The sequence below is a fragment of the Allomuricauda sp. M10 genome, from assembly GCF_020782875.1.
In the GTDB taxonomy this organism is placed as follows: Bacteria; Bacteroidota; Bacteroidia; order Flavobacteriales; family Flavobacteriaceae; genus Flagellimonas.
Genome location: NZ_JAJGBN010000011.1, coordinates 1 through 25,910, shown reverse-complemented (window position 1 = coordinate 25,910; position 25,910 = coordinate 1). Strand labels below are relative to the sequence as shown.

The 25,910-nt window shown below is 42.5% G+C and carries 17 protein-coding genes and 1 tRNA gene; 13 read left to right on the top strand and 5 right to left on the bottom strand.

The annotated features are described in order from the left end of the window. Positions 1 to 15: 15 nt before the first annotated feature. From nhaD to LKX84_RS17765, 5 genes are read left to right on the top strand one after another with little or no spacing between them, the layout of a single operon-like run. Positions 16 to 1,401 (top strand): sodium:proton antiporter NhaD, encoded by a 1,386-nt coding sequence (gene nhaD / locus LKX84_RS17785; RefSeq protein ID WP_228239065.1) that lies wholly within the window; start codon positions 16 to 18, stop codon positions 1,399 to 1,401. Between the two features lie 59 nt (positions 1,402 to 1,460). After that, positions 1,461 to 2,153, top strand: a complete 693-nt coding sequence (locus LKX84_RS17780) for a MotA/TolQ/ExbB proton channel family protein (RefSeq protein WP_228239064.1) — start codon at positions 1,461 to 1,463, stop codon at positions 2,151 to 2,153. A 9-nt stretch (positions 2,154 to 2,162) separates the two neighbouring features. Further along, entirely contained in the window at positions 2,163 to 2,549 is a 387-nt protein-coding gene (locus tag LKX84_RS17775) for an ExbD/TolR family protein (protein ID WP_163635246.1), read from the top strand. Next, positions 2,549 to 3,433 (top strand): energy transducer TonB, encoded by an 885-nt coding sequence (locus LKX84_RS17770; protein ID WP_228239063.1) that lies wholly within the window; start codon positions 2,549 to 2,551, stop codon positions 3,431 to 3,433. The genes LKX84_RS17775 and LKX84_RS17770 overlap by 1 nt, the downstream gene beginning before the upstream one ends. Then, entirely contained in the window at positions 3,433 to 4,644 is a 1,212-nt protein-coding gene (locus tag LKX84_RS17765) for a bifunctional folylpolyglutamate synthase/dihydrofolate synthase (RefSeq protein ID WP_228239062.1), read from the top strand. The genes LKX84_RS17770 and LKX84_RS17765 overlap by 1 nt, the downstream gene beginning before the upstream one ends. A gap of 9 nt (positions 4,645 to 4,653) precedes the next feature. Here LKX84_RS17765 and LKX84_RS17760 read toward each other — a convergent pair whose 3' ends face one another. The 4 genes from LKX84_RS17760 to LKX84_RS17745 form a co-directional block, all read right to left on the bottom strand. Beyond that, complete coding sequence (locus LKX84_RS17760) at positions 4,654 to 5,382, bottom strand: LytR/AlgR family response regulator transcription factor (protein ID WP_228239061.1); 729 nt, start codon at positions 5,380 to 5,382, stop codon at positions 4,654 to 4,656. Positions 5,383 to 5,411: 29 nt separating this feature from the next. Beyond that, positions 5,412 to 6,434 carry a sensor histidine kinase gene (locus LKX84_RS17755; RefSeq protein ID WP_228239060.1) on the bottom strand — a complete coding sequence of 341 codons (1,023 nt, stop codon included), beginning with the start codon at positions 6,432 to 6,434 and terminating at the stop codon, positions 5,412 to 5,414. Positions 6,435 to 6,443: 9 nt separating this feature from the next. Beyond that, positions 6,444 to 6,782 carry a DUF4907 domain-containing protein gene (locus tag LKX84_RS17750; protein WP_228239059.1) on the bottom strand — a complete coding sequence of 113 codons (339 nt, stop codon included), beginning with the start codon at positions 6,780 to 6,782 and terminating at the stop codon, positions 6,444 to 6,446. Between the two features lie 80 nt (positions 6,783 to 6,862). Further along, on the bottom strand, positions 6,863 to 7,858 hold the full coding sequence (locus tag LKX84_RS17745; RefSeq protein WP_228239058.1) for a Kelch repeat-containing protein: 996 nt from the start codon (positions 7,856 to 7,858) through the stop codon (positions 6,863 to 6,865). 223 nt (positions 7,859 to 8,081) lie between these two features. On the opposite strand from LKX84_RS17745, the gene LKX84_RS17740 reads away from it, so the two are divergent. The 3 genes from LKX84_RS17740 (at position 8,082) to LKX84_RS17730 (ending at position 10,838) form a co-directional block, all read left to right on the top strand. Beyond that, on the top strand, positions 8,082 to 9,413 hold the full coding sequence (locus tag LKX84_RS17740; protein ID WP_228239056.1) for a DUF4270 family protein: 1,332 nt from the start codon (positions 8,082 to 8,084) through the stop codon (positions 9,411 to 9,413). Further along, positions 9,403 to 10,647: a hypothetical protein gene (locus tag LKX84_RS17735; RefSeq protein ID WP_228239050.1), complete on the top strand. Its 1,245-nt coding sequence runs from the start codon at positions 9,403 to 9,405 to the stop codon at positions 10,645 to 10,647. Before LKX84_RS17740 ends, LKX84_RS17735 begins: the two co-directional genes overlap by 11 nt. Positions 10,648 to 10,763: 116 nt before the next feature. Continuing rightward, positions 10,764 to 10,838: transfer RNA gene (locus LKX84_RS17730), tRNA-Val, on the top strand. Positions 10,839 to 11,007: 169 nt separating this feature from the next. Here the strand turns inward: LKX84_RS17730 and LKX84_RS17725 are convergent. Further along, the gene (locus LKX84_RS17725; RefSeq protein WP_228239048.1) at positions 11,008 to 15,057 is read right to left on the bottom strand and encodes a hybrid sensor histidine kinase/response regulator transcription factor; all 4,050 of its coding nucleotides are present in this window, start codon (positions 15,055 to 15,057) and stop codon (positions 11,008 to 11,010) included. Between the two features lie 571 nt (positions 15,058 to 15,628). On the opposite strand from LKX84_RS17725, the gene LKX84_RS17720 reads away from it, so the two are divergent. The 5 genes from LKX84_RS17720 (at position 15,629) to LKX84_RS17700 (ending at position 25,764) form a co-directional block, all read left to right on the top strand. Next, on the top strand, positions 15,629 to 18,553 hold the full coding sequence (locus LKX84_RS17720) for a TonB-dependent receptor (RefSeq protein WP_317206487.1): 2,925 nt from the start codon (positions 15,629 to 15,631) through the stop codon (positions 18,551 to 18,553). A 17-nt stretch (positions 18,554 to 18,570) separates the two neighbouring features. Then, positions 18,571 to 20,391 carry a RagB/SusD family nutrient uptake outer membrane protein gene (locus LKX84_RS17715; RefSeq protein ID WP_228239044.1) on the top strand — a complete coding sequence of 607 codons (1,821 nt, stop codon included), beginning with the start codon at positions 18,571 to 18,573 and terminating at the stop codon, positions 20,389 to 20,391. Between the two features lie 36 nt (positions 20,392 to 20,427). Further along, positions 20,428 to 22,029 (top strand): glycoside hydrolase family 28 protein, encoded by a 1,602-nt coding sequence (locus LKX84_RS17710; RefSeq protein ID WP_228239043.1) that lies wholly within the window; start codon positions 20,428 to 20,430, stop codon positions 22,027 to 22,029. A gap of 70 nt (positions 22,030 to 22,099) precedes the next feature. Beyond that, positions 22,100 to 24,424, top strand: coding sequence for a GH92 family glycosyl hydrolase (locus tag LKX84_RS17705; protein WP_228239041.1), 2,325 nt, complete (start codon positions 22,100 to 22,102; stop codon positions 24,422 to 24,424). A 17-nt stretch (positions 24,425 to 24,441) separates the two neighbouring features. Next, entirely contained in the window at positions 24,442 to 25,764 is a 1,323-nt protein-coding gene (locus LKX84_RS17700) for a sugar porter family MFS transporter (RefSeq protein ID WP_228239071.1), read from the top strand. The last annotated feature ends 146 nt before the right edge of the window (positions 25,765 to 25,910 follow it).

Below are 25,910 nucleotides of genomic sequence, written 5' to 3'. Positions count from 1 at the left end.
TAAACCAAACTTAACATGGAAACCCTCTTAGTTGTCGTTTTTGTCGTTGGATATTTGGCAATCACCCTCGAACACAACTTAAAAATAGATAAACTTATCCCCGCCTTGGCCATGATGGCCATCCTTTGGGCTCTTATAGCCTTTGGATTGGATGGATTTACCAGCTGGTTCAATTCCAGTGAACACCATTTGATGGATGATTTCAATACGTTCGGGCATGCCGAAAAATTGGAACTTTTGGAAGAAACCCTGCTACACCACTTAGGAAAGACCTCTGAGATTTTGGTATTCCTGTTAGGGGCCATGACCATTGTAGAAATCATTGATTATTTCGATGGATTTTCTACCATCAAGACTTTTGTAAAGACTAGGAGCAAGAAAAAAATCCTTTGGATTTTTTCTTTTCTGGCATTTATTCTTTCTGCAATCATTGATAACCTTACTGCTACCATTGTATTGATTTCCATCCTTCAAAAAATCATCAAGGATAGGGATACAAGAATTTGGTATGCTGGTTTGATCATTATTGCCGCCAATGCTGGAGGTGCTTGGTCTCCCATCGGTGATGTGACCACCACCATGCTTTGGATCGGTAAAAAAGTGACTACCGCCAATTTGATCGAGCATTTATTGTTGCCATCCATGTTGTGTATGGTCATTCCATCCCTAATAGCTTCGTTTTTGCCAGTTTTCAAAGGCCAAATCGATGCCGAGGAAGAAGAACCGCCAAAATCGAGGTTTGGTTCCAAAATGTTGTACTTGGGTTTAGGCGCCATCATTTTTGTGCCTATTTTTAAAACCATTACACATTTGCCTCCTTATGTGGGCATGATGTTGTCCCTTGCAGTGGTTTCTACTTTTGCGGAAATATTCAGTAGTGCCAAATTCTCCATTTCCAATGTGGATGAAGAAAGTGATGCGGCTTCGCATCATAGTCCGGTTCATAAAGCATTGACCAAGATAGAACTACCCAGTATCCTCTTTTTCTTGGGAATCTTGATGGCCGTTGCCGCTTTGGAATCCCTCGGATTGTTGTTCAACTTTGCAGAAGGATTGAAACAAGGAATGCCTATGATTGGCACCGAAATGACCAGTACCCACGTATCGGATTTGGTGATTTTGCTGTTGGGTGTTGGTTCTGCGGTGATTGACAACGTACCTTTGGTGGCAGCCAGTTTGGGGATGTTCTCAGAGCCTATGAACGACCAGTTGTGGCATTTTATAGCTTATTCGGCCGGAACCGGTGGAAGTATGTTGATCATTGGGTCCGCAGCCGGGGTTGTGGCCATGGGTATGGAGAAGATTGACTTTTTCTGGTACTTGAAGAAAATTTCGTGGTTGGCCTTCCTTGGATTCATCGGTGGAGCGGCTTGTTTCATGATCTTGCGAAATTTGTTCTAGAGAAAATACTTTAGGTCAAAAATCTCCGTTATTATTGCAACTTAAATTGGGGATTTTATATGATTATTTTTCAAGAAGCAGCGGAGGGCGCTGAGGCAATTGCCTCTATTTCAGAAGAAAAGACCCTTTCCGTGATGGACCTTATTGTTAATGGAGGTACGGGAAGTATTGTCATCATTTTGGTACTTTTCATCCTTCTATTCGTAGCATTGTACATTTATTTTGAACGCGTTTTTGCTATAAAAGCAGCGTCGAAGATCGACAAAAACTTCATGAACCAGATTCGTGACCACGTCATGAACGGTAAATTGGAGGCTGCCAGATTGCTGTGTGCACAGACCGATTCTCCTGTTGCCCGGTTGATCGAAAAAGGGGTTACCCGTATTGGCAAACCTTTGGATGATATCAACACATCAATAGAAAATGCGGGAACACTGGAAGTTTACAAGTTGGAAAAGAATGTAAGCGTTCTTGCCACGGTAGCGGGTGCTGCACCTATGATTGGGTTTTTGGGTACCGTAATCGGTATGATTTTGGCTTTCCATGAAATGGCAAGTAGCGGTGGTCAGGCCGAAATGGGTTCCTTGGCATCAGGTATCTACACTGCCATGACCACTACGGTGGCGGGTTTGGTTGTGGGTATTATTGCCTATATCGGTTATAACCACTTGGTGAACAGGACCGATAAGGTGGTGCATCAAATGGAAGCCAATGCCATGGAGTTTTTGGATTTGTTGAATGAACCTCTATAGTCTTCCAATATGAAACTAAAGGGAAGAAATAAAGTCAGTCCAGAGTTCAGCATGTCGTCCATGACAGATATTGTATTTCTGTTATTGGTCTTCTTTATGTTGACATCCAATGCGCCAAATGCCCTGGATTTACTTCTGCCCAAGGCAAAAGGGAAATCTACCAACACGCAGAATGTTTCGGTTACCATAAACAAGGACCTGAAGTATTTTGTGAACAACGAGCAGATCAATAAAGAATACATTGAAATTGAACTAAAAAAGGCACTTGAAGGTCAAGACAAGCCTACAATCATCTTAAGGGCGGAAGAAAACGTAGCCATCAAAGAAGCGGTCAACGTGATGGACATTGCCAATAGGAACAATTACAAGGTTATCTTGGCTGTGCGGCCAAAATAATGTCATTTTTAGATACGAGACACAAGAAAAAATCCTTTACACTCACAACACTTTTGTTGAGTGGGTTACTGCTTTTGCTCTTCTATATAGGTCTTACCTATTTGGATCCTCCCATTGAGAACGGTATTGCAGTAAATTTTGGCACCATGGACTTTGGAAGTGGTGAAGTACAGCCCAAGGAACAAATCAAATCCGAACCCAGGGAAGTGATCAGTGAACCCGTGGAGCAGGTGCAGCCGGTGCAACCACAGGAATCGGTTGCCGAAGAAGCTCCAGTGGAAAAGGTTTTGACCAGCAACGATGAGGAATCCATAAAAATTAAGCAGCAGCAAGAAGCCAAACGTAAAGCGGATGAAGCTGCCGAAAAGGCCAAGGCGGAAGCAGAACGCATCGCCAAGGAAAAAAGGGATGCCGAAGAAAAGCAACGCCAAGAACAGGAGGCCAAGAAAAACAAAATCGATGCCTTGATCGGTGGCATTGGCAAGTCTGATGGTACTGCTACAGGCAGCGAAGGGAATGACAACAAACCTGGCGACAAGGGCCAACCTGACGGGGATCCCTATGCCACATCCTATTATGGCGCCCCCGGAACCGGAAGTGGTGGTGGAGCAGGCGGTTATGGTTTAAATGGAAGGTCTTTGCAAAGCAAGGATGTAGTGCAACAAAACTGTAATGAAGAAGGCAGGGTTGTGGTACGCATCGTTGTGGATAGAAATGGCAGGGTAATCGATGCACAACCAGGCGTTAAAGGAACCACCAACAATGCCCAATGTTTGTTAGATCCCGCTAAAAAGACTGCGCTTACCTACCGATGGAACTTGGATTCCAACGCGCCTTCACAACAAATTGGATTTGTGGTGATCAATTTTAAATTGGGGCAATAGTGACCTACAAGGAAACCCTGGACTGGATGTTTTCCCAGCTCCCCATGTACCAGCAAAAAGGTATAGTGGCCCTCAATGCCAAATTGGATAATATTATTCAGTTTTCCAGTTATTTGGGCAATCCAGAACTTAAGTTCAAGAGTATTCATATTGCGGGGACCAATGGGAAAGGGTCCAGCAGCCATATGTTGGCCTCCATTCTACAGGAAGCAGGGTATAAAGTCGGTCTTTATACATCGCCCCATCTTAAAGATTTTAGGGAACGAATCAAGATCAATGGTAAGGAAGTCGATAAGGATTTTGTGAAAGATTTTATCGCCAAGCACAAGACATTTTTAGAATACCACAAGCTTTCTTTCTTTGAAATGACCGTGGGAATGGCCTTCACCTATTTTGCAGAAGAAAAAGTTGATATTGCCATTGTGGAAGTTGGATTGGGAGGCCGATTGGATTCCACCAATATCATTACTCCGGAAGTATCCTTGATCACCAACATCGGTTTGGACCATACCCATATTTTGGGCGATACCCTTGAGAAAATAGCGTTGGAAAAAGCAGGGATCATCAAACCCGGTGTGCCTGTAGTAATCAGTGAACGACAACCGGAAACGGAAACCATTTTTACGTTGATCGCTAAACAACTTCGGTCTAAGATTGTTTTTGCCGATACGTTGGATCAACTGGAATATACCACCGACTTGCTTGGGGATTACCAACAGAACAACATGAGGGGAGTTGTGGCCACCATTCAACAGTTGGAGCATTTTAAGGTTTCCGAAAAGGCCATATCCGAAGGATTGAAAAAAGTGGTCGCCAATACGGGGCTCATGGGCAGATGGCAGATATTACAGCGCAATCCATTGGTTGTTTGCGATACTGCCCACAATAAGGAAGGTTTGCAATGGGTAATCCCTCAAATTGCCAAACAACCCTACCAGAAATTACATATCGTTTTGGGATTTGTAAGTGACAAGGATGTAAAGGGGGTATTGAAGCTTTTTCCTAAAGATGCTCATTATTACTTCGTACGCCCCAATATTTCCCGTGGGATGGATGTGGATGTATTGCAAAAATTGGCCGAGGAGGAAGGTTTGAGCGGTAAGGCACATGCATCCGTAAAAAAAGGATTGAAAAAAGCCCTTTCCAAAGCCTCAAAAGATGATATGATCTATGTGGGTGGCAGCACTTTTGTGGTTGCCGAAGTCGTGTAAGCTACTTCATTAAAGACCCAACTGGTGAAAAAAACTGGATTTGTAGCTTTCCCCGATGGGTATTCTCACATCATTGATCACGATCCTGTTCCGTTGAACCGTTCTGATGCAGCTTATATTTACCACAAACGATTTGTGCACCCTCAAAAATTGATGGTTGGGTAACCTGTCCAAAATCTCCTTAAAACTCATCAAGGTAAGGATGGCTTTATTGGTGCCACAAACATGTATTTTCAGATAATCTTTCAGTCCCTGGATGTATTCGATATTGTCCAGGTCAATTTTCACGCTTTCGTATTCTGCCTTTACAAAAATGTATTTAGGGGTAGGTGTTGCAGCTTCACCATGGGAAGGAAAAACATTGTCGTTTACGGATGTTTTTTTATAGGCCATGATTTCCTTAGCGCGTGAGATGGCTTTGATAAATCGGTTGTAGGGAATGGGCTTTACCAAATAATCAATGGCATTCAGGTTAAAACCCTCAACGGCATATTGCGAGTAGGCCGTGGTAAAGATGAACATAGGGGTATTGTCCAAAGACGTGATAAAATCGATACCGTTGATCTGGGGCATTTCGATATCACAGAAAATCAGGTCTATTTTTTTCTCCTTGATTACGGAAATAGCGTCAAGTGGATTGGTGAACGTGCCTTCCAGTTCCACAAAATCCAGTTTTTGGCAATAATCCATCAATACATCGATTGCCAATGGCTCGTCGTCAATAATGATACACTTCATGGGGTTACTAGGTTAGTTGCTTCCAGTCTTTACAAATTGAGGTTCAAATCTACTACGTACGTTTCACCGTTGTCCGTAATCTGTAGTTTGTGCGAGTCGGGGTAGAGCAACCGTAAGCGGTTTTTGATGTTCTCCAGTCCCACACCCGAGTTTTTGGTTTGTTTTCTATGTGCTCCTATCTTGTTGTCCACCCGAAGATGAATGTTCGTATCCGTAATCTGCAAACCGATGTTCACATAAGTTTTCCCTTTGTAATCGGTGCCATACTTGAATGCGTTTTCTATAAAAGATATGAAAAGTAAGGGAGGAACTTCTTTTCCCCGCTCTTCCCCCGATATTTTTAACTTAACATTGGCACTATCGGACAGTCGTAGGCGCTGTAGCTGTACATAATTCTTGATGTACTCCAGTTCCTTGCCCAATTTCACCTTGTCCTTATCTGCTTCGTAGAGCATGTACCGCATCAACTCTGAAAGTGAAATAATGGCCTCCGATGTGCTGGATGATCCCTTTACGGACAATGAATAAATGGCATTTAAGGAGTTGAACAAAAAGTGGGGGTTCAATTGTGTTTTTAAAAACTGAAGTTCCGAACTCACTTTTTCATTTTCCACCTTTTTTCTTAGGTCCTCGTTTTTTCGCCATTCCACATATACCCTTAGCAAGGCGCTGATGAAAAAGGGTGTACTCAAATTGAGCATGGTAAAAAACTGTCGGGCCCAATCACCTTCCCTAAATTCATTGTCCCTTTGGAAAATGGGTGGCAGTTTTGGCTCCGGATGAAAGTTAAGGCTAATGATAACACCCAAGGCTATGATGGTGGCCAAGCAAATGACTACATAGGTCCAGGTATTTTTTTTAAGTAAAAACTTGGGTACCAGCAAAAAGTAATTGGTGTAGAATAAGATGATGGTGAGTACCAACCTAACGGGTAGATCTGGGGGAATCTGTCTTAACTGAAAAAAGAAAGGGAATAGAAAAAAGCCATAGAACAGGGCCCAAATGGAAAAATGGATAAAAAATACCTGAATATGCCTTCGCTCCATGGTCATGATAGTAGTTTATTGACCCTCAAATACAACCCCCAATTCCTTGAGTTCGTCTACTGAAATTTGTGGGCTGGTCCTTTCTTGAATCTTTTCGATGACCAAATTTGCCACTTTTTTGGCATCCTTCTCGGATTGAAAGGTTTGATAACCCTTTACTGCGGGGATGAATTCCTGTTGAACCAAAAGCTTGTCACCGCTGAAGATTTGGTAGCCATACCCATTGTCCACTTTAATGATTTCATTCCTAAGAGTGGTCCGGTGTTCTTTGTTGTCAAATGATAGATGTGTGGCCCCATAAAAGAACAGGCCAATGATCAAGATAGTGGCAACAAGTTTGGTGATGTTCTTCATGATGATTGCCTTTAACTGGATGGGACCAGGATTTTACCCCTGGCCCCAGTAACACAAACTAAAACTGACTGGTTTAAAAATTAATCTTCGTCATCATATTCATCAAACGGGAAGAACTCGTCCAGATCATCCAAATAGAGAGTTCCGGTACGGCCCATCCCTATAAAGGCCCTTGATGAATTTGAGAATGCAATTGCGTCTTGTCTTGTAGATCCCTCGAAACTTGTTTTTTGTTCCCAGGTGTCGGATGATGGGTCATATTCCCAAACCGTATTGGTAGCCCCCGATTGTTCGCCGCAGGCAATGTACCCGTAACCGTTCAGCTCGAATCCTACAGCGTTGCTTCGGGCAACATCATAATCGTCTTCTTCGTCCAGATCCAATTTCTTGGTCCAGCTTTCCGTGGTTGGGTCAAAGGCCCAAAAATCATCCAAATAAACTCCATTGGAAACCCCTGTTCCCAAATAGATCAATCCGTTGATGGTGAATGTGGTGGCAGACCTTCTCTTGTTCCCTCCAAAGCCTTGTAATTCAGTCCAGGTATTGGCAGTGGGATCGTACTTCCAAAAATCCTTAAGGTCGTTTTCTCCGTCATAACCCGTTCCAAAATATCCATAGCCATTGGCGCCGAAGGCCACAGCACTTCTTCTTTTGGTATCAGGTAATGAGGCAATTGGCGTCCAAGAATTGCTAGATGGATTGTAGGCATAAAAATCACTTAGCTCGTCCACACCGTCATACCCTGATCCAATATAGCCGGTCCCATTTATTTGGAATCCCACTGCGGCATTTCTGGGTACCCCTGGGAAATCGGATTTTTGTGACCAATAATCACCTTCCATATCATAGGCCCAAAAGGATTTCAGGTAATCATCACCATCATAACCTACGCCCATATAGCCAATATTGTTGATCACAAAACCCGAAACACTACTTCTTGGGCTTCCGTCAAAAACGGAGCGATCGATCCAGTTTCCCAAATCATCGTCATCATCGTCATTGGAACAGCTATAAAAAGAAAGGATGGATAGCGCAAAAAGGAGAACCGGTTTATAAAACTGTACTGATTTTTTCATGCCTGTCATTTAAATTTTTGCCAAAGGTAATTTTGAACGGATAGGGGTTGAAAGGGAATATATGAAGTCCATGATTTAACGTATGAACTAGTGGAAATGATCTACGAACGAGTACTGTAGATTCGTCGTGAAATTCAAGGGCTTTGTCTTAAAACTGCTGGGGTTGGTCTATCTACATTTTAAGCGTTTTGCAATGCATCTACTTTAGCGGCAAATAAAAATTATGGGAAGAATTTTAGTTCTTTTGATCGCCATTATGATGATGGTGGTGTCTTGTAGTTCGGATAACTTCAATACCTCCGATTTTTTGGCAGGAGAGGAGTTTACGGATAGTAATTTAAGGGTTGTTTTGATTGATACCTTGACGGTTGAGACCTCCACCATGAAGTTTGATAGTATCGTGACCAGTGAGTCGACCAGGATTTTGGTCGGTAAATACACCGACCCTGTGTTCGGGACGGTAAAATCATCCAGCTATATGGGTATGTTGCCCTCCTCTTTCAGTATAGATTCGGAGGCTGAATATGACAGTATCAACCTGTACCTGAAACTGGATTCGTATTATTACAATGACACCCTTCAGACTAATACCATAATGGTAAAACGGCTGACGCAAACACTTAGGCCAAAAGAGGATGATTACATATACAACACGGATTCTGCCGAATATTTGGAAGATGACTTGGCAGTTTATACCTATACTCCCCGTCCTACCGCAGGCGATACTTTGGAAATTAGACTGGTGGATGATCTGGGGTTGGACCTGTTCTCCAAATTTCAGGAGAAGGAAATCACCACTTCGGACCAATTCAAGGATTATTTTAGGGGTATTGCCCTTTTGCCAGGGGATGATGACAATGGGTCCGTGATCGGATTTTCCAAAACCTCGGGGGCCAGTTTTATCCGGATTTATTTTAGTACTGCGGAAGAGGACGATCGCGTTCAGGATTATTTGGACATCAATTTGGATGCTTCCTCTAGTCCAGTGCCTTTTTTTAACCAGATATTGGCTGAAAATCCGATTACTCCCTTACAAACCTTGACCAATAAGGAAATCAATTTAAGTAGTGCCAATGTGGATAATTTGAGTTTTGTGCAATCCGGTATCGGGATTACGACCCGTATACAGATACCATACTTAAAAACGCTTTTCGATATTAAAGGGCAAGGCACTCTTTTGGATGCAGTGTTAAAAATAAAACCAGCTGAAGGGGCCTATAATGATCAGCTGATACTGAGGGATACTTTGTCCGTTTATATCGTGGATCAGAATAATGATCTAACCTCCCAATTGTTGATTCAGGATACCAATCCTGTATATGGCATTCTGAATAGGGATGATGAGGAGTTCAACAATATTTACTATGAAATCTCCTTGGGCAGTTATTTGGAAGAACTGCTTACTACGGACAGAGATACCGATGATGCCCTCATTCTACTTCCGGATAATTACAACTCAACCGTGGACCGCTTTATCCTAACGGGAATGGATGGGTCCGAATTCAGCACGGTACTGGAACTTATTTATGCAATTTATGATGAAGATGATGAATAGAATTTTACCCTTGGCCTATGCTTTTTTGTTCCATGCCATGGTGATGGCACAATCTGAAGGATTGACCAGTTCCCCTTATTCCCTCTACGGATTGGGGGTAATCAACCAGACCAGTATTGGCAAGACCAACAGTATGGGTTATTCGGGGATCGGGTTAAAATCTACTACGGATATCAATAACCTGAACCCTTCCAACTATTCCCTTACCCCAAAGAATTCCTTTTTCTATGATATCGGTGTGGTGGGCGAATTCAATAGTTATAGTAACAAGGGAGATAATGAGTCAAAGACCACCCTCAATTTTTCGAACCTTGCCTTTGCTTTTCGGATTGCGGACCGCTTAGGTGCGGGGGTCACCTTGGTTCCCTATAGTGATGTGGGGTATACCTTGTTGGGATTGGTCAGTAATATTGAAGGCTCCAATGAAACGTTTGAAAGCAATGTGGCCGGTTTGGGAGGTTTGAACGACCTGAGTTTCAATTTGGGATATGGTATTACGGATAATTTGAGAGTGGGAGGTAGGGCTTCGCTTCTTTTTGGAAATATTGAGGAAACGGAAACCTTCGCTATCAGCAACAGTTATTTTGAGCTTAATGAGACAACCAATTATAGTGGTCTGCGTTTAGGTTTGGGTATGCAATGGGACATTTTTGACAAATTGACTTTCGGCAGTACAGTTCAGTTGCCGGTGAATCTGAAAGGAAATCTGACCAGGTCCGTTTATAAGACGTTGGATGGGTCATCAATTACCGTGGAAGATGAAGAGGCTGATAATGTTTCCGATTTTAAACTTCCGTTGGAACTTGGTTTCGGATTTAGCACCAAGATCAAAGAATCCCTGATATTGACTGCGGATTATAAACGAAACTTGTGGGATGCCACCAATCAATCTGAAAGCATAGGCACCTACATGGATCAAGATATTTACGCTTTCGGTCTTGAGTTTCAAAGAGACCCCAACGGTTTTAAATATGGGCAACGTATACGCTATCGTGCCGGCTTTAATTATGACAATGGCTATTTGGCCATCAATGACAATAAAATTGATGGGTATACCATCACGGCAGGTATTGGTTTGCCTGTTGGCTTCGCCACCAATTCTGTAATAAATCTTTCGTATGCCTATGGATCAAAAGGGCAGATCCAGAATATTTTGGTGAAGGAAAACTACCATACCCTTACCCTGAATTTGAGTTTGGAAGATCTTTGGTTCAGAAAGCGGGTCATTGATTAACAGGCAAGTGGTGTTTTTGATGAAAAAACGTAAAAATATTTTAGTTGTTTTTGCTTTTTTCTTTTTCGGAATTCAAAAACTATTTTATATTTGCACTCCCATTCAGGAAAATGAAGGGGCGCTTAGCTCAGCTGGTTCAGAGCACCTCGTTTACACCGAGGGGGTCGGGGGTTCGAACCCCTCAGCGCCCACAACAAAAAAGCGGTCAAATCACATGATTTGACCGCTTTTGTTTTTTGGTGCTATTTCTAGACTTCATCTCTCGGAATCGATTGTATTTTTTTGTCTGATACCCAATACATGTCCAATAAAGTTGAAAACTGAAGGTCAATCCAAACAAAGAAAACCGAAACGCAAAATTTATTTGATCAGGGCACTGGGAGAGCGGCCAAATTGCTTTTTAAAGCATTTGCTGAAATAAAAAGGATCCTTAAAACCGACCATATCGGCCACTTCGGAAACATTGTATTTCCGAGACCGTAGCAAGTGGGCCGATTTTTTTAACCGTATGGTCTTGATGAACTCATTAGGTGGAAGGTCTGTAAGCTCAGTTATTTTGCGATAAAGTTTGGAGGAACTTAACCCCAATTCCTTGCAAATAAAGCTGGAGGAGAGTTCAGGATAATCAATGTTCTCTTCAATCAGATTTTTGACCTTTGTGATCAATTCAATGTCTAACTGGGAGTGTGCCAAGGTCAACACATCACTTTCCACATCCCCTGAAAATTTTTGTTTTAAATCAAAATGGTTCTTAAGGATGTTATCAATTCTTGTCTTTAAAAGGGAAGGGTCAAAAGGTTTTACCAAATAGCCGTCAACGCCGATCTTATAGCCGTTGATCCTGTTTTCGTTCTCTGCCAGGGCTGTGAGGAGCACTACAGGGATATGGCTCAGGTTTTCATCCTTTTTCAGCTCCATAACAAATTCAAAGCCATCCATTTTAGGCATCATTACATCCGCAACGCAGAGTGTCGGTTTTATTTTTCTACAGATTTTTAATCCTTCTTTTCCGTTTTCAGCCTCGTACACCTTATAAAAATCCGATAGAAATTCCACTACATATTTTCTAAGTTCGGCATTGTCCTCAATGATTAGAATCTTTTGCTTCACATCAACGTTGTTCCTGTTGGTTGGAACGCTTTTGAAAGAAGCCTCCAATTTTTTAATGGGGATCAGCGTGTCATCAATAATGTCCTTGTTTAGGGGAAAGTCGCCCAACTCCTTCTTTGTAAAAGCGGATTTGTACACAGGCAAGATCACTGTGAAGATACTTCCTTTTCCAGGCACACTTTCAACCTTGATCTCCCCTTTATGGATTTCGACCAATGACTTTACAAGGGAAAGGCCTATACCTGTACCGGTAGTGTTGCCCATGCCGTTTTGGACTTGGTAAAATCTTGAAAAAATGTGCTCTTGGCTTTCCAGGGGTATGCCGATACCATCATCACTTACTTCGATAACCAATTTTTTATGGAGCTCATTTTCCTTGAATCCAATGAACAGATCCACATTGCCATATTCGTTGGTGAATTTTAGGGCATTGGACAATAGGTTGAAGAGAATTTTGTTGTACTTGTCAATGTCTATCCAACATTTCATGGACTCCTCTTCAACATTCAGGTTCAAAGTAATGTTTTTGGCGTGGGCTACCTCCACAAAGGAATTCAATATGTTCTCTGTCCTGACGAGGATATCTATTTTAAAGACTTTAAGTGCCAATTCGCCTGTTTCGGCCCTTCTAAAATCTAAGATCTGATTGACCAATCGTAACAATCGTTCCGCATTTTGCTGGATAAGATTTCCCCTGCCTTTTGAATATGGGCTAAGGTCTTCTTGTTCCAAAAGCTGTTTTACCGGTCCAAGGATCAAAGTCAACGGAGTTCTTAATTCGTGCGATATATTGGTGAAAAAGCGCAATTTTTCATTGTTCAATTTTTCGTCCCGTTCCCGTTGTACTTTTTCCATTAAAAGCTCCCTTTTTAATTTAAGGCGAGAGCGGATCTGTTTTCTTGCAAAGAATGTGATCAAAACCAAGGCCAAAAGAATCAAACCTAAACCCTGGCCCGTTAACCAAAAAATGGGTAGGACCCTGATTTTGTAGGTTGATGTTTTACTCCAGTTACCATCACTGTTTCTTGAACGCACCTCAAAGGTATAGGTTTGGGAAGGCAGGTTGGTATATTGAACTGTCCTTGAGTCACTTGTTGTTTCTACCCAATGCTCGTCAAAACCTGATAGTCGGTATTGGAATCTGTTCAATCTCTCATTGGTGTACGAGGGAGATGAAAATTGAAACGATATATTTCTGTTTTTATAGTCCAAGATAACATCCTTGGAATAGTTTATGTCTTTTTCCAAAGGTACTTGTCCATTTATCTCCACCCCGGGCAGTACTTCCTTGTTTTGAATTTTAAAATTGGTTATCACGGGGGGAGGCACAAAGCTGTTCTCCTCAATATTATTTGGGGAAAAGTAAATGATCCCATTTTGTGCGCCTACATAGATTTGGGTATCGTTGAATTTGAAGAAACCGTTCCTGCTGAACACATCCAATCTATTACCGCTTTCAATTTGATAAAAATGAACCTCATTGGATTTTGGTTCGTATCGGGCCAAACTATTGTTGTTCATGTTGAGCCAAAGCGATTTTGAACTGTCAATTTCAATGTCGGTTATCCATTTGCCCAAGAGCTCTTCTGGTTGGGATATCCTATCAAAATTGTCTTTGCCGGCATTGTACTTTGCAATCCCGTTCCGAGTGGATACCCAAACATTGTTTTCGTCATCTACCAAAATATCCGTGATGTAATTATGGGGAAGCCCCTCGTTACTTTCAATATCGTTTCGGTACCGTTTAATCACCCTTGTATCCACATCATAATGTATCACCCCATCCTTGGTGGACAACCAGAGCGCATTTCCCTGTCGTTTGATCTTATCAATTTCGGCATCAGGGAGGATGGCCCTTGAGCCATTGGTCGCCAATGTTTTGGCATCCAAAAAAAGTGCCCCCTCGCCAAAGGATCCCACGATCAACGTGTTTGGGTCATACTTTAAGAAAGCCATGACAGGGGAACTTAAAAAACCAATATCCTTTATTCTTGAAGTTTTTGTAACATAGTCATAGACCAAGATTTTACCGTCCCAGAGACCGCAATAGAATGTTTTTCCATCATCGGAATAAATGCTGGTAATGTTGTTCGTTTTATAGTGCAGGGGCACAAAATTTTCACCTTTTGATATGAATAGCCCATTATTCTTCGTGGCCACAATAAGATGGTTATCATACGTTTTGGAAAATCCTTTGATGGTAGGTGCCTTGTTGTCTATGTAAAGGGAAATATCTTTGTTGATCTTGAATTGATTTTCATACGGATCATATTTATCCAAACCGTTCTCCGTTCCGATCCATAGTACCCCGGAGCCGTCAAAGTAAAGGGCGGAGATCAGGTTGTCAATCAAAGAGGTATCATCTGAAAGTATAGAAAAATGCCTTTCGAAATCGCCTTTGGCAATATCTTCCAAATTATTACACACGATCAGTCCGCCCAGTGTGCCGAGCCAAAATTTACCGTCGGGAGCTCTTGCGATCGATAAAAAATAGGGGCCTAGGTCTTCTCTGATCACATCGTCCTCTATATAAAGGTTCTCAAAAGCGTTCGATTCCTTGTTCAATTTATAGAGGCCTTCCCGGGTTCCAGCAAAGATGTCCTGCTTGTGGTCTTGGTAGATGAAATGGATGTATGGGTGTTTTTCATCCGAATGGGGCACGGACAGAATATAATTTGTGTACTGTGAAATAGTTCCTTGGGCATTCAAGGTAATTTTGGCAATGGAGACACCATTATAGCTTCCGATCCAAATATTGCCTTCATTGTCCTCAAAGATTTCCTTAATGTAGTTATAGTTGGGAAGATCGACTTTTGTGAAAACCTTCTCCGTGGCACCATATAAATAAAGCCCGTCATATTTGGTTCCCACCCACACCCGTTTATGGCGGTCTATATGAACAGAACGTATTTCTTCATACGGGAAGTTGTCTTTGCGGTCCTTATTATGTAAAAAATCAACCAATTCATGGGTTGCCGTATTAAAAAGATAAAGACCCTTATTGGTTGCGATCCACAAATTGTTAGTGGAAGTGTCCAGTTCAAGACCGGTTACATCCGCTTTGTAAATGTCACTATCCACCGAAGATGACAATAGATCGGGCTTGAACTGGTATCCATCAAATCTATTCAGCCCCGAAAAAGTTCCCAGCCAAAGGAAGCCCTGTTGGTCTTGTATTATGTGCCGTACCGAATTGTGGGACAGGCCATTTTTATCATTATAGTGGTTGAATTTTAAATGTTGAGCATCTAGCTCGAAGCAGAAAATTAAAACAAGTATGATTGCGGCGTACATTTTCATAAAAGCAAGGTTTACAATAGGCTACAATAAAAAGGTCAACTTGTTTTAAATTATTTGGCCCAACTTCCAAACCTCAATGGACCATCCATGACCAAGGATCCTGATGCTTTGTACGGATATGCCGGCAATGAAAAAACTGGTCGTTCAAATATATTTCTTTTGAGAAGTATTCGGAGGATTTGGATGGACCAATAGATGGAATATTTAACCAAATCCATGTACACATCTTTCTAAATTACGATTTTCCTTGTCCAACCCATGTTCTAAAATTTCATGGAATGTGGTGCCGCCGTTCCAAGACATTAAAATGGCCAAACCTCAATCAGAATCGGCAATTACTTTAAAATAACTGAATTTATCGTTCTGAATTTTCATGCGAATCATGCGTGCCTGGAACAGGTTAGGTGAAATATTACATGATTTTGATTGAAAATCACATTTTCTTTACTAGCAAACAATTGTAAAATTGCTAGAAAATTAACCAAACAAACTTTAAATGAATAAGATTAAACTAGTTTTATCGACGTTCTTTCTGATTTTATCATTTACGACTTGGTCACAAACCTCAACAGTGTCTGGTGTTGTATTGGACAACAGCAACACACCACTGGCAGGCGTAAATGTCGTTCAGAAAGCCACCACCAATGGTGTGGTGACCGATTTCGATGGAAAATTCTCCATCGATGTAACTGAACCGAACTCCGTATTGGTGTTTTCGTACATCGGATTTTTAACACAGGAAATTAATGTAGAAGGCACCCAATCCAATTTGAGAATTCAAATGGTTGAAGACGCCGCCTTATTGGATGAAGTAGTGATCATAGGATATGGTCAGGCCAAAAAAAGCGATCTTACAGGAGCTGTCGCATCTTTAAAAGCAACGGATTTGGCAAGGGCCAATCCTGTTTCCGCCGCCCAAGGGATCCAAGGCCAAATGGCAGGGGTAAATATTATTAAAAGAAACAATAGACCGGGATCAGGCCTCGACATTAGGATCAGGGGACTTAGTTCCATCGATTTTAGCAATGAACCTTTGATCGTAATTGATGGGATACAGGGAGCCGATTTAAACACGGTGAACCCTACCGATATTGAAACCATCGATATTTTAAAGGATGCTTCTTCCACGGCCATCTACGGGTCGCGAGGTGCCAATGGTGTGGTCATTGTTACCACCAAACGTGGCACTAAAGGAAAAATGTCCTTGACCTACAATGGATATTCTGGACTTAAAATGCCGTCCTATTTGCCGGAAATGCAAAATGCCCAACAATTTTATCTAGCAAGCACTTTTGCCAGGGAACAAAACGGGTATGCCGCCAAAACATTCACAACCACCGAGATGGAAGTATTGGCTTCCGGGAATGGCGTGGATTGGGTGGACGAAGTGACCCGTTCTGCTTTGCAGACCAGCCATAATGTTTCTTTGAGTGGAGGAGCGGAGAATGTCAATTACTACTTTTCTCTAGGCTATTTGAATGAGGATGGTACACTAAAGGACACCGATTTTAAAAGATATACCATCAATGGTGGGTTGGATGGCAACCTCACGGATCATGTTAAGGTTGGGTTCACCATGAACTATACTAATTCCTTGATCAATTTAGGTTCCAGGGAGTCGCTCCGTGGGGCATATAGGGCTAGGCCAACAGGGGTCGTCTATTTTGATGAGATTTTGAATCCCAGCGAAAACAACGATGTGGAACACGACGGGTATGCCGTATGGATGGGTATCAACGACAAGCAGGTGTTGAATCCGATCATAGAGGCCGATAGAAGAAATTTCCAGTTGGAGACCCTTAGTTCCGATTTTAGGGGGAATGCATATATAGAGGTGACCCCATTTGAGGGATTGAGCCTAAAATCATCCCTTTCTGCAAGAAAGTATGATGCCAGGGATGGGATGTACCGTGGAACTTTCACAAAAGATCAAAGGGCAAGTTTGCCCCCAAGGGCCAACAGCAGCAACCAAATATTGACCAACTATACGTTTGACAATATCATCAATTACCAAAAAACCTTTGGTAAAAGCAGTATAAATGCAACCGTGGCACAGAGTGCCTTTAAGGAAAGAGTAGAGGTGATGGGCTTGGATGTGGAAAACCTTCCATATGATTCATCTTGGTATGCCGTGAACACCGCAGGTACCATTAATTCTGTTAATTCCAATTTGACCGAAAGAACCATTTCCTCTTATATGGGTAGGCTCGTATATGGATTCAACGATAATAGATATTTATTGACCGTTACCGGAAGATGGGACGGTGCCTCACAATTGGGTGATGGTAACAAATGGGACTTTTTCCCTTCAGCAGCCTTGGCCTGGAAAATCAGCGATGAGAACTTCCTTAAAAACAGCGAGACCATATCCAATATGAAAATTAGGGTAAGTTATGGTACCGTGGGCAACAGTGCCGTTGATCCATACAGCACCCTGACCCGACTTTTGCAGACACCTTATGCCTTTGGGGATAGTCCAGCATTCGGTTTTGCTCCGGCAGCTCTGGTTGATAAGGATTTAGGTTGGGAAAAAAGTAAGGAATTGAATATTGGTCTTGATCTGGCCCTGTTCAACAATAGGATCTCTTCAACAATAGAAGTTTATGACAGGGAAACTGTGGACCTTATTTATAGGGAACGAATCCCGACCTCCCAAGGTTTTGGTGAGTTTATCACCAACATTGGTTCGGTTTCCAATAAAGGAATTGAGGTGGCATTGAATACCAGGAACATTGTGAAGGATAAATTTACTTGGTCCACCTCTGTAAATTTTGCCAAGAACATCAACGAGGTTTTATCCATCGGAAATAATGGGGTCCTTGAGGATATTGGTTCCAATCTCTTTGTTGGTCAACCCTTAAATTCCAATTATTTCTATGAGTTTGATGGCATTTGGCAATTGGATGAAGCCGATGAGGCCGCAGTTTATGGACAGGTTCCCGGTTCTGTAAAAGTGGTGGATCAAAACAATGATGGCAAGATTTCATCAGCCCCGGGAGAGGATGATAGGGTTATCTTGGGTTCCGAACAGCCGGACTGGACAATGGGTATCACCAACAAATTTACCTTTGGTAACATTGACCTTTCCTTTTTGGCCTATACCGTGCAAGGTGTACAATTTAGAAACAACTTTTTAAGCGGCACCATGGGAGAAGTGGGTACCGGTAGGTACAATGCCCTTAATTTGAACTATTGGACTCCGGACAACCCAACCAACGACTACTTTGGGGCTGGGGTGCCAAATCCGTACAGGCAGGCCATCCAATATCAGGACGCTAGCTTTATACGCATTTCCGATATTACTTTGGGCTATACCATTCCATCACGGTTGGCTACAGATGTTCTTGGACTTCAGAACCTAAGGATTTATGCCCAAGTCATCAACCCGTTCATCTTCCATGATTTTGATGGGATAGATCCGGAATTCAACTCAAGCGCCTATAATGATGATGTTTCCTCGACCACGATACTATTGGGGGTGAAATGTACTTTTTAATCTAAAAAAAACAAGACATGTTTAGCAATAATAAATGTTTGTTCGTAGCCGGTATTTTTTCTTTGATCGTATCATTATCCGGTTGTAGCAAAGACTTTTTGAATGAAAACACGGTTTCCATTCAAACCACGGATACCTATTATGCCACGGCACAAGGGTATGAAGATTTGGTAAAATCGTGCTATACCTTACTAAGGGATATACACCAACAAAGGGAACTTGTGCTTCCCGGTACCGATATCTTCACAAATGCAAATTGGATAGATAACGCAGGGGATGCTTTCAATACCTATGATGTTAGACTCAATTCCTCCGTGGACGAACTCCAGGATTTATGGGATTTGTTGTATCGTGAGGTATATAGGACCAATACAGTAATTTCCCGTCAAGACAATGTGGAGGATATGGACCCAAGTGTTTTGGCCATACGCGTAGCCGAAGCCAAGTTTCTTAGGGCCTTCAGTTATTTCTATTTGGTGCAACAATGGGGTGATATTCCCATGCCCATTGAAGAGGTTGTGACCTCATCCCGTGAGGTGATCAAGGTAAGTTCCAGTGAGGTTTATGATCAGATCATTTCCGATCTGGAGGAAGCTGAATCGGCTTTGCCGGTAACTAGCCTTGATTATGGTCGGGCAACCAAAGGCGCTGCGCAATTTTTATTGGCACGTGTCCATTTGACCAGAGGTTGGAATTTCAATAATTCACTGGGCGGTACCCCTGCGGATTTTGAAAAGGCAAGGGAATATGCTGACCTGGTCATTTCTGCCTATCCATTGGCTAAGGAATATTCAGATCTTTTTCCACAACGATCAGAAAATCCATTGTTCGAAACATTTCCTGCACAGGATGACCAGAATCCAGAAATTGTCTTCGCGGTACAGTTTGTGGATGACCCGATCACCAATTTTGGGGATCCTTCAAACAGCGATCGCTTGGAAGGGAATGACTACCATTCCATATTTGGTGGATCTCCGGATATTGTAGGTTCTGAAGGTAGAACAAGTACCTATAACAGATTTCTGCAAATACATTTGGCCACACCGACCATGTATCGATTATACGATCCAAGCCTTGACAGAAGGTATCATCATAATTTTGTGGATGTTCAATACGCTTTGGTGAACGTGAACAATTTTGTGCCAAATCCAGCCAATCCATCAGAGACCATTAATATCATGAAGGGAGACTCCGTGCTCTATTTTAGACCATGGAACGACCCAGCTTCACTATCGGATAAAGGTTTGGACGTTGGTGGGACAAAACGGTATGCGGTACTGAACACCGATGAATTTGGCGATAATGCCCTAACTCCTTTTCATGGGCTTGACATTACACCAATGATGTGGAAGTTTTGGCAACCGGGCATTGAGTATGGCGATGCTTTTGGCACCTTCGATTTTGCATTGTTCCGCTCGGCCGAAGCATACCTTATTGCTGCCGAAGCCATTTTGAAAGGGGCATCTAACGGGAATTTAGGTGGAGCCGATAACTATTACAACAGTATTGTGGATAGGGCATTGGGAACCGATAGCGGCATGACTCCCTTGCAGGCATTGTACCCAGAAGATGTTACATCTATGGAAACAGTCTCCTACAGGGCAGCAGGCAACCTGACCATTGATATGATATTGGATGAAAGGGCCAGGGAACTTATGGGCGAATACTGTAGGTGGTTTGATCTAAAAAGAACAGAAAAGCTCATCGAAAAAACCCAATTGAGAAACCCTATTGCGCGTAGGTCAGGCTCCATGGATGAAAAGCATTACTTGCGCCCATTCCCACAAGCAGAAATTGATCGTTCCGTACCAAGGATAACCAATAACCCAGGGTATTAAGAAATGTTCTTGTAATAGCCTAAACTAATAAAATCAATGAAAAATACAATAAGACTTACCTTTTTTGTATTGCTGTTCCTTGGCGTGAACATGCTTTGGGCCCAGGAGTACATGATAACCGATTTTGGCGCCAAACCAGATGGCATTACGCTAAATACCAAGGCGATACAGTCAGCCATCGATAAAGTAAACAAAAAAGGTGGGGGGAAGATTGTTTTTCCAAGTGGGGAATTCCTTTCCGGCTCCATTAGCCTCAAAAGCAATATTGAATTACATTTTCAAAAAGGAGCAGTATTGTTGGGCAGCACCAACCCCGATGATTACGGTCAGGATGATCCCAATGGGCCAGATCTTGATAAAAATAAAGTGACACCATCCAAATTGGCTTTTATTAAGGCGGAAAAGGTAAATAATATCTCTTTGAAAGGAGAAGGCACAATCGATGGACAGGGAATGGCTTTGGCCGTAACCATTGATAGCTTACATCACTTGGGCGTCCGCAAGGTTCATAATTACAATTACCGAAGGATGCGCCCAAATGAAGGTTCCAGACCTATGCTTTTCGCGTTTACTGAATCCACACAAATCACGGTAACAGGCTTGCATCTTAAAAACAGTTCCTGCTGGGGTCTATTTTTTGAGCGATGCTCGGATATGGTGTTGGATGGACTTAAAGTCACCAACCGGGCTTTTTGGAACAATGATGGGATGGACATCACCGACTGTAAAAATGTAAAGGTCACCAATTGCGATCTGGATACTGCTGACGATGGAATTTGTTTGAAATCCCACACGCCGGGTTATTTCAATGATAACATCTATGTGGCCAACTGCACCATACGAAGCAGTGCCAGCGCAGTCAAATTTGGAACGGCATCACATGGGGGATTCAAAAATATCACCATAGAGAACATTAAGGTCTTTGATACTTTTCGTTCGGCCATTGCCATTGAATGTGTTGACGGCGGGGATATTGAAAATATTAAGGTGTCCAACCTTATCGCAGAAAACACGGGCAATGCCATTTTTATAAGATTGGGGCATCGCGCTGGTGAAAAAACAGGTACCATCAAAAACATACACATCAAGGACGTGAAGGTTCAGATGCCGTTTGGAAGACCTGATATCGATTATGACCTGCGCGGCCCCGAAGTTGATTTTTTCCACAATCCATTCCCGTCTTCCATAGTCGGTATTCCGGGCCATGATGTTCAGGACGTGGTTTTGGAGAATATTGATATCAGTTTCCCTGGACGTGCTTCCAAAGCCATGGGCTATGTGCCCATCAACGATTTGGGACGAGTGCCTGAGAAAATCAAGGATTATCCTGAATTTTCCATGTTCGGTGAATTGCCTGCATGGGGATTCTATGTTCGTCATGCAGATGGGGTTACGTTTAAAAATGTGACGATCAATGCCCGTAATGTCGATTTTCGCCCTGCCTATGTTTTGGACAGTGTACAAAACGTTTCCATTATAGACAGCGATGTGGTTCCGGTTACCGATACCCATCAATTGGTCTTAAAGGATGCGAAAAACATATCGGTCTCAGAGTTGAGGGTGGATGGAAAATCCATCGATAAAATCCCGGTCTATGGAACCACAATTGGTTTAAAGGGAATTGAATCGCTTCACTGAACGCATACAAATTGAAATTTTCCAACTTCATCGATTGAAGTTGTCCACCGCAAAAACAGCTTTCCAAAGAATGAACGTTTTAGGTATTGCCAAACCCATAAGAATTTTTCTGGTCATTCCATTTCTTATTTCAGCTCAACTGCTAAAGAGTCAAAATAATAAGGAAAAAACACCGGTAGATCTGGTCTATCCCCAACTTGATACCGAGAATTCCCGATGGTTCTTTTTCTCATCTGCCAGTAGGCCCTTTGGAATGGTCAACTTGAGTCCGGATACGGAAATTGATGGTGCCTGGGGAAGTGGTTATCGGTATAAAAAGGATACGATAAGGGGACTCAGTCATATCCATGCCTGGCAGCTTTCGGGACCTTCGGTTATGCCCGTCAACATGACAGTGGTGGACGAAAAAAAGGTTTTTGAGGACGCTTCCTCATTTTTTGTGCATGAAAAAGAAAACATTGTGCCGGGCTATCACAAACTATATTTGGAAAGGTTCGGTATTGATGTGGAATTGACCAGTACCACTAGGGTGGGGTTCCATCAATATCATTTTAAAACTGCTGATAATGGCATATTGGTGAACCTAAGTGGTCAATTGGGGCCATCAAAAATAACTGATGGATCATTGAAGCAAATTGGACCCAGGAATTTTGAAGGGGAACTTACCAATGCACCTACAATAAGAAGACCCAAACCTTTCAAGGTATATTTTAAAATTGTCATTGATAGAGATGTGGAGAAGGTTTTGAGCTCCACCGATCAAGGAAAATTTTTATTGAAACTTAATGCAGGGGAAGGAAAGGTGAAAATGAAGGTCGCGCTGTCCTATACTTCTTTGGAGAATGCAAAATTTAACCTTGACCACGAACTGCCACACTGGGACTTTGAGCAAATTGTGGAAGATTCCCGTTTGGAATGGAACCAGCTATTGGGCAGGATAAAGGTAAAAGGTGGTTCCGGGGAACAACAGCGAAGGTTTTATACCGATCTTTGGCATGCCCTCCAAGGTCGTAGAATTATCAACGATGCCAATGGCTACTATCCTGACAATACCGGCGACAGCTTCAAAATAGAACAACTTCCCTTGTCCAAAAATGGAGAACCTTTGTTCAATCATTTCAACTCCGATTCCTTTTGGGGTGCACAATGGACCATTAATACGCTTTGGCAACTGGTGTATCCGGAAATAGCAGAATCCTTTGTCAACTCCCTGCTCCAATATTACAAGGACGGGGGTATCGTGCCAAGGGGTCCGGCGGGCGGAAATTATACCTATGTCATGACCGGGGCGAGCAGTACTCCTTTTATTGTTGGTTCGTACCAGAAAGGGATTCGTGGTTTTGATTCTAATTTGGCATATGAAGCACTCAAGAAAAATCATATGCCCGGCGGCATTATGACAAAGGCAGGATATGAGCATGCCACTTCCTTAGGCGGCGGTTTAGGTCACTACATTGAAGAAGGATACGTGCCTTTTCCATTGCCCGATGGTCAGTTCGGATATCATCAGAACGGTCCCTCCCAAACTTTGGAATATGCCTATCAAGATTGGTGTCTTGCTCAATTTGCCAAGGCATTGAACCACCCTGAAGATTATGCCCAATTTATGGCAAGGTCCAAAAATTATCGGAACGTTTTTGATCAAGGTTCAGGCTGGATGCGTCCAAAAAACCAGAAGGGTGAGTGGCTTGAACCCTATGACCCCTTCAATCACGGAATAGGATTTTCTGAAGCGAATGGCGCACAGAACACATGGTTTGTGCCCCATGATTTAAAGGGTCTTGCTGAGCTAATGGGGGGAGAGGCCAAGGCGGTTGACAAACTCAATGGCCAGTTTAAGGAAGCCAAAAAATTGGGATTTACCTCTGGCAATTCACATGCCCAGGAGGAACATCCGGAGTATTCACGAATTCCTATAAACTATGGAAACCAGCCTTCCATACAAACCGCTTTTATATTTCAACATTTGGGTAGGCCGGATCTTACACAGTATTGGACAAAGGAAGTTGCGAATACCGTGTACCAAGGATTGACTCCTTCCCGCGGTTATAATGGGGATGAAGACCAAGGATTGATGGGATCTCTTGCGGTATTGATGAAAATTGGACTGTTTCAAATGACAGGAGGTACGGAAATGGAGCCAACGTATCAAATTACAGGCCCTGTTTTTGATCAAGTTGAAATTGAGCTGAACCCTGATTTTTATAAAGGACACAAAATTGTGATTCAGACGGTAAATAACGGGGAACAAAAGCCTTATATCAAATCGGCAAGTTTCAATGGAAAAAAGGTGAAGGACTTCACCTTGAGCCATGACCTGCTGGTGCGTGGGGGCACTCTACAACTGAAGATGTCCCCTCAGCCGCCAAAGCATAAAAATCATTCCAGTAATTAAAAAGGAATACATTGAAAATAAGTAATCAGAGTATGTGGTCGTTTACGGCCTCATTGGCAGGATTTTTATTCGGATTTGACACGGTTGTCATCTCCGGGGCCAACTTGCCCATCAAAGAACTTTGGCACACCAGCCCTTGGTTTCATGGAGCTTTTATCATGTCCATGGCACTTTGGGGAACCGTATTGGGCTCCTTGTTGGGTGGTATACCAAGTCAACGAATAGGGCGAAAGAAAACCCTTATATGGATCGGCGCGCTGTACTTTATTTCAGCTATTGGCTCCGGGCTGGCTCCAGATCCCTATTCCTTCTCGTTTTTTAGGTTTATTGGTGGACTGGGAGTAGGAGCTTCCACAGTGGCAGGACCCATGTATATTTCAGAGATTTCAACTGCAAAAAATCGCGGAAGATTGGTGGCATTGTATCAATTTAACCTTGTTCTGGGTATTTTGATAGCGTTCTTTTCCAATTACTTGCTAAAGGGATTTGATGGAGCAAATGATTGGCGTTGGATGATGGGTGTGGAAGGACTCCCCGCGGCCATTTATTTTGTCTCGGTGTTTTTCATACCCAAAAGTCCAAGATGGTTGGTTACGGAAAAGCATGATAAAGAGGCCGCTCGAAAGGTATTGGTAAAAATGGGAGTGGAGAACGTTGAGGCAGAACTTCAACAGATAGAGGATGCGGAAAATATCGAGGAAAAACAGGAAGAATCCATATTTGTCAAATACAGAAAGCCCCTTCTGTTGGCCTTTCTCATTGCATTTTTTAACCAGTTGTCGGGTATTAATTTTGTTTTGTACTACGCCCCGGAAATATTGGAGATAGCTGGGCTTGCCGCTAAGGAATCGCTCTTTAATTCAATAGCCATTGGAGGTGTTAATTTGATATTCACTTTTGTGGGCATCAACCTCATTGATCGTATTGGAAGACGACAGCTACTGATAATCGGATCAATTGGATATATTTTAAGTTTACTGATGATAGCCTTTTCATTTTATTCAGGGCTTGGGGCAGGAGCACTCTTGGTCTCCATTATGGCCTTCATAGCATCACATGCAGTAGGCCAGGGTGCCATCATTTGGGTGTTCATAGCCGAGATATTTCCAAATCATGCAAGGGCCTATGGTACTTCTTGGGGAACGGGGACACATTGGGTTTTTGCGGCACTTATTACACTGTTGGGTCCCGTGGTCATCGATATATTTAAGGAAAACCCTTGGCCTATTTTTTTGGTTTTTGCAGTTATGATGGTATTTCAATTGTTGTTTGCCCTATTCATGATGCCTGAGACCAAAGGGGTGTCTCTTGAAGACATTCAAAAGAAACTTGGCATGTAAAGGAAAAGATCCTTCAAAATTCTAAAATAGAATAAAAGCGTTGGGAGCTTAATGTGAACTGCCAAAAATGATAATATATATTTTGAATTTAATCCAAGACCAAATTTTTTATGAGCAGTAAAAAAAAGGTAGTTCCCTTCGGAGAG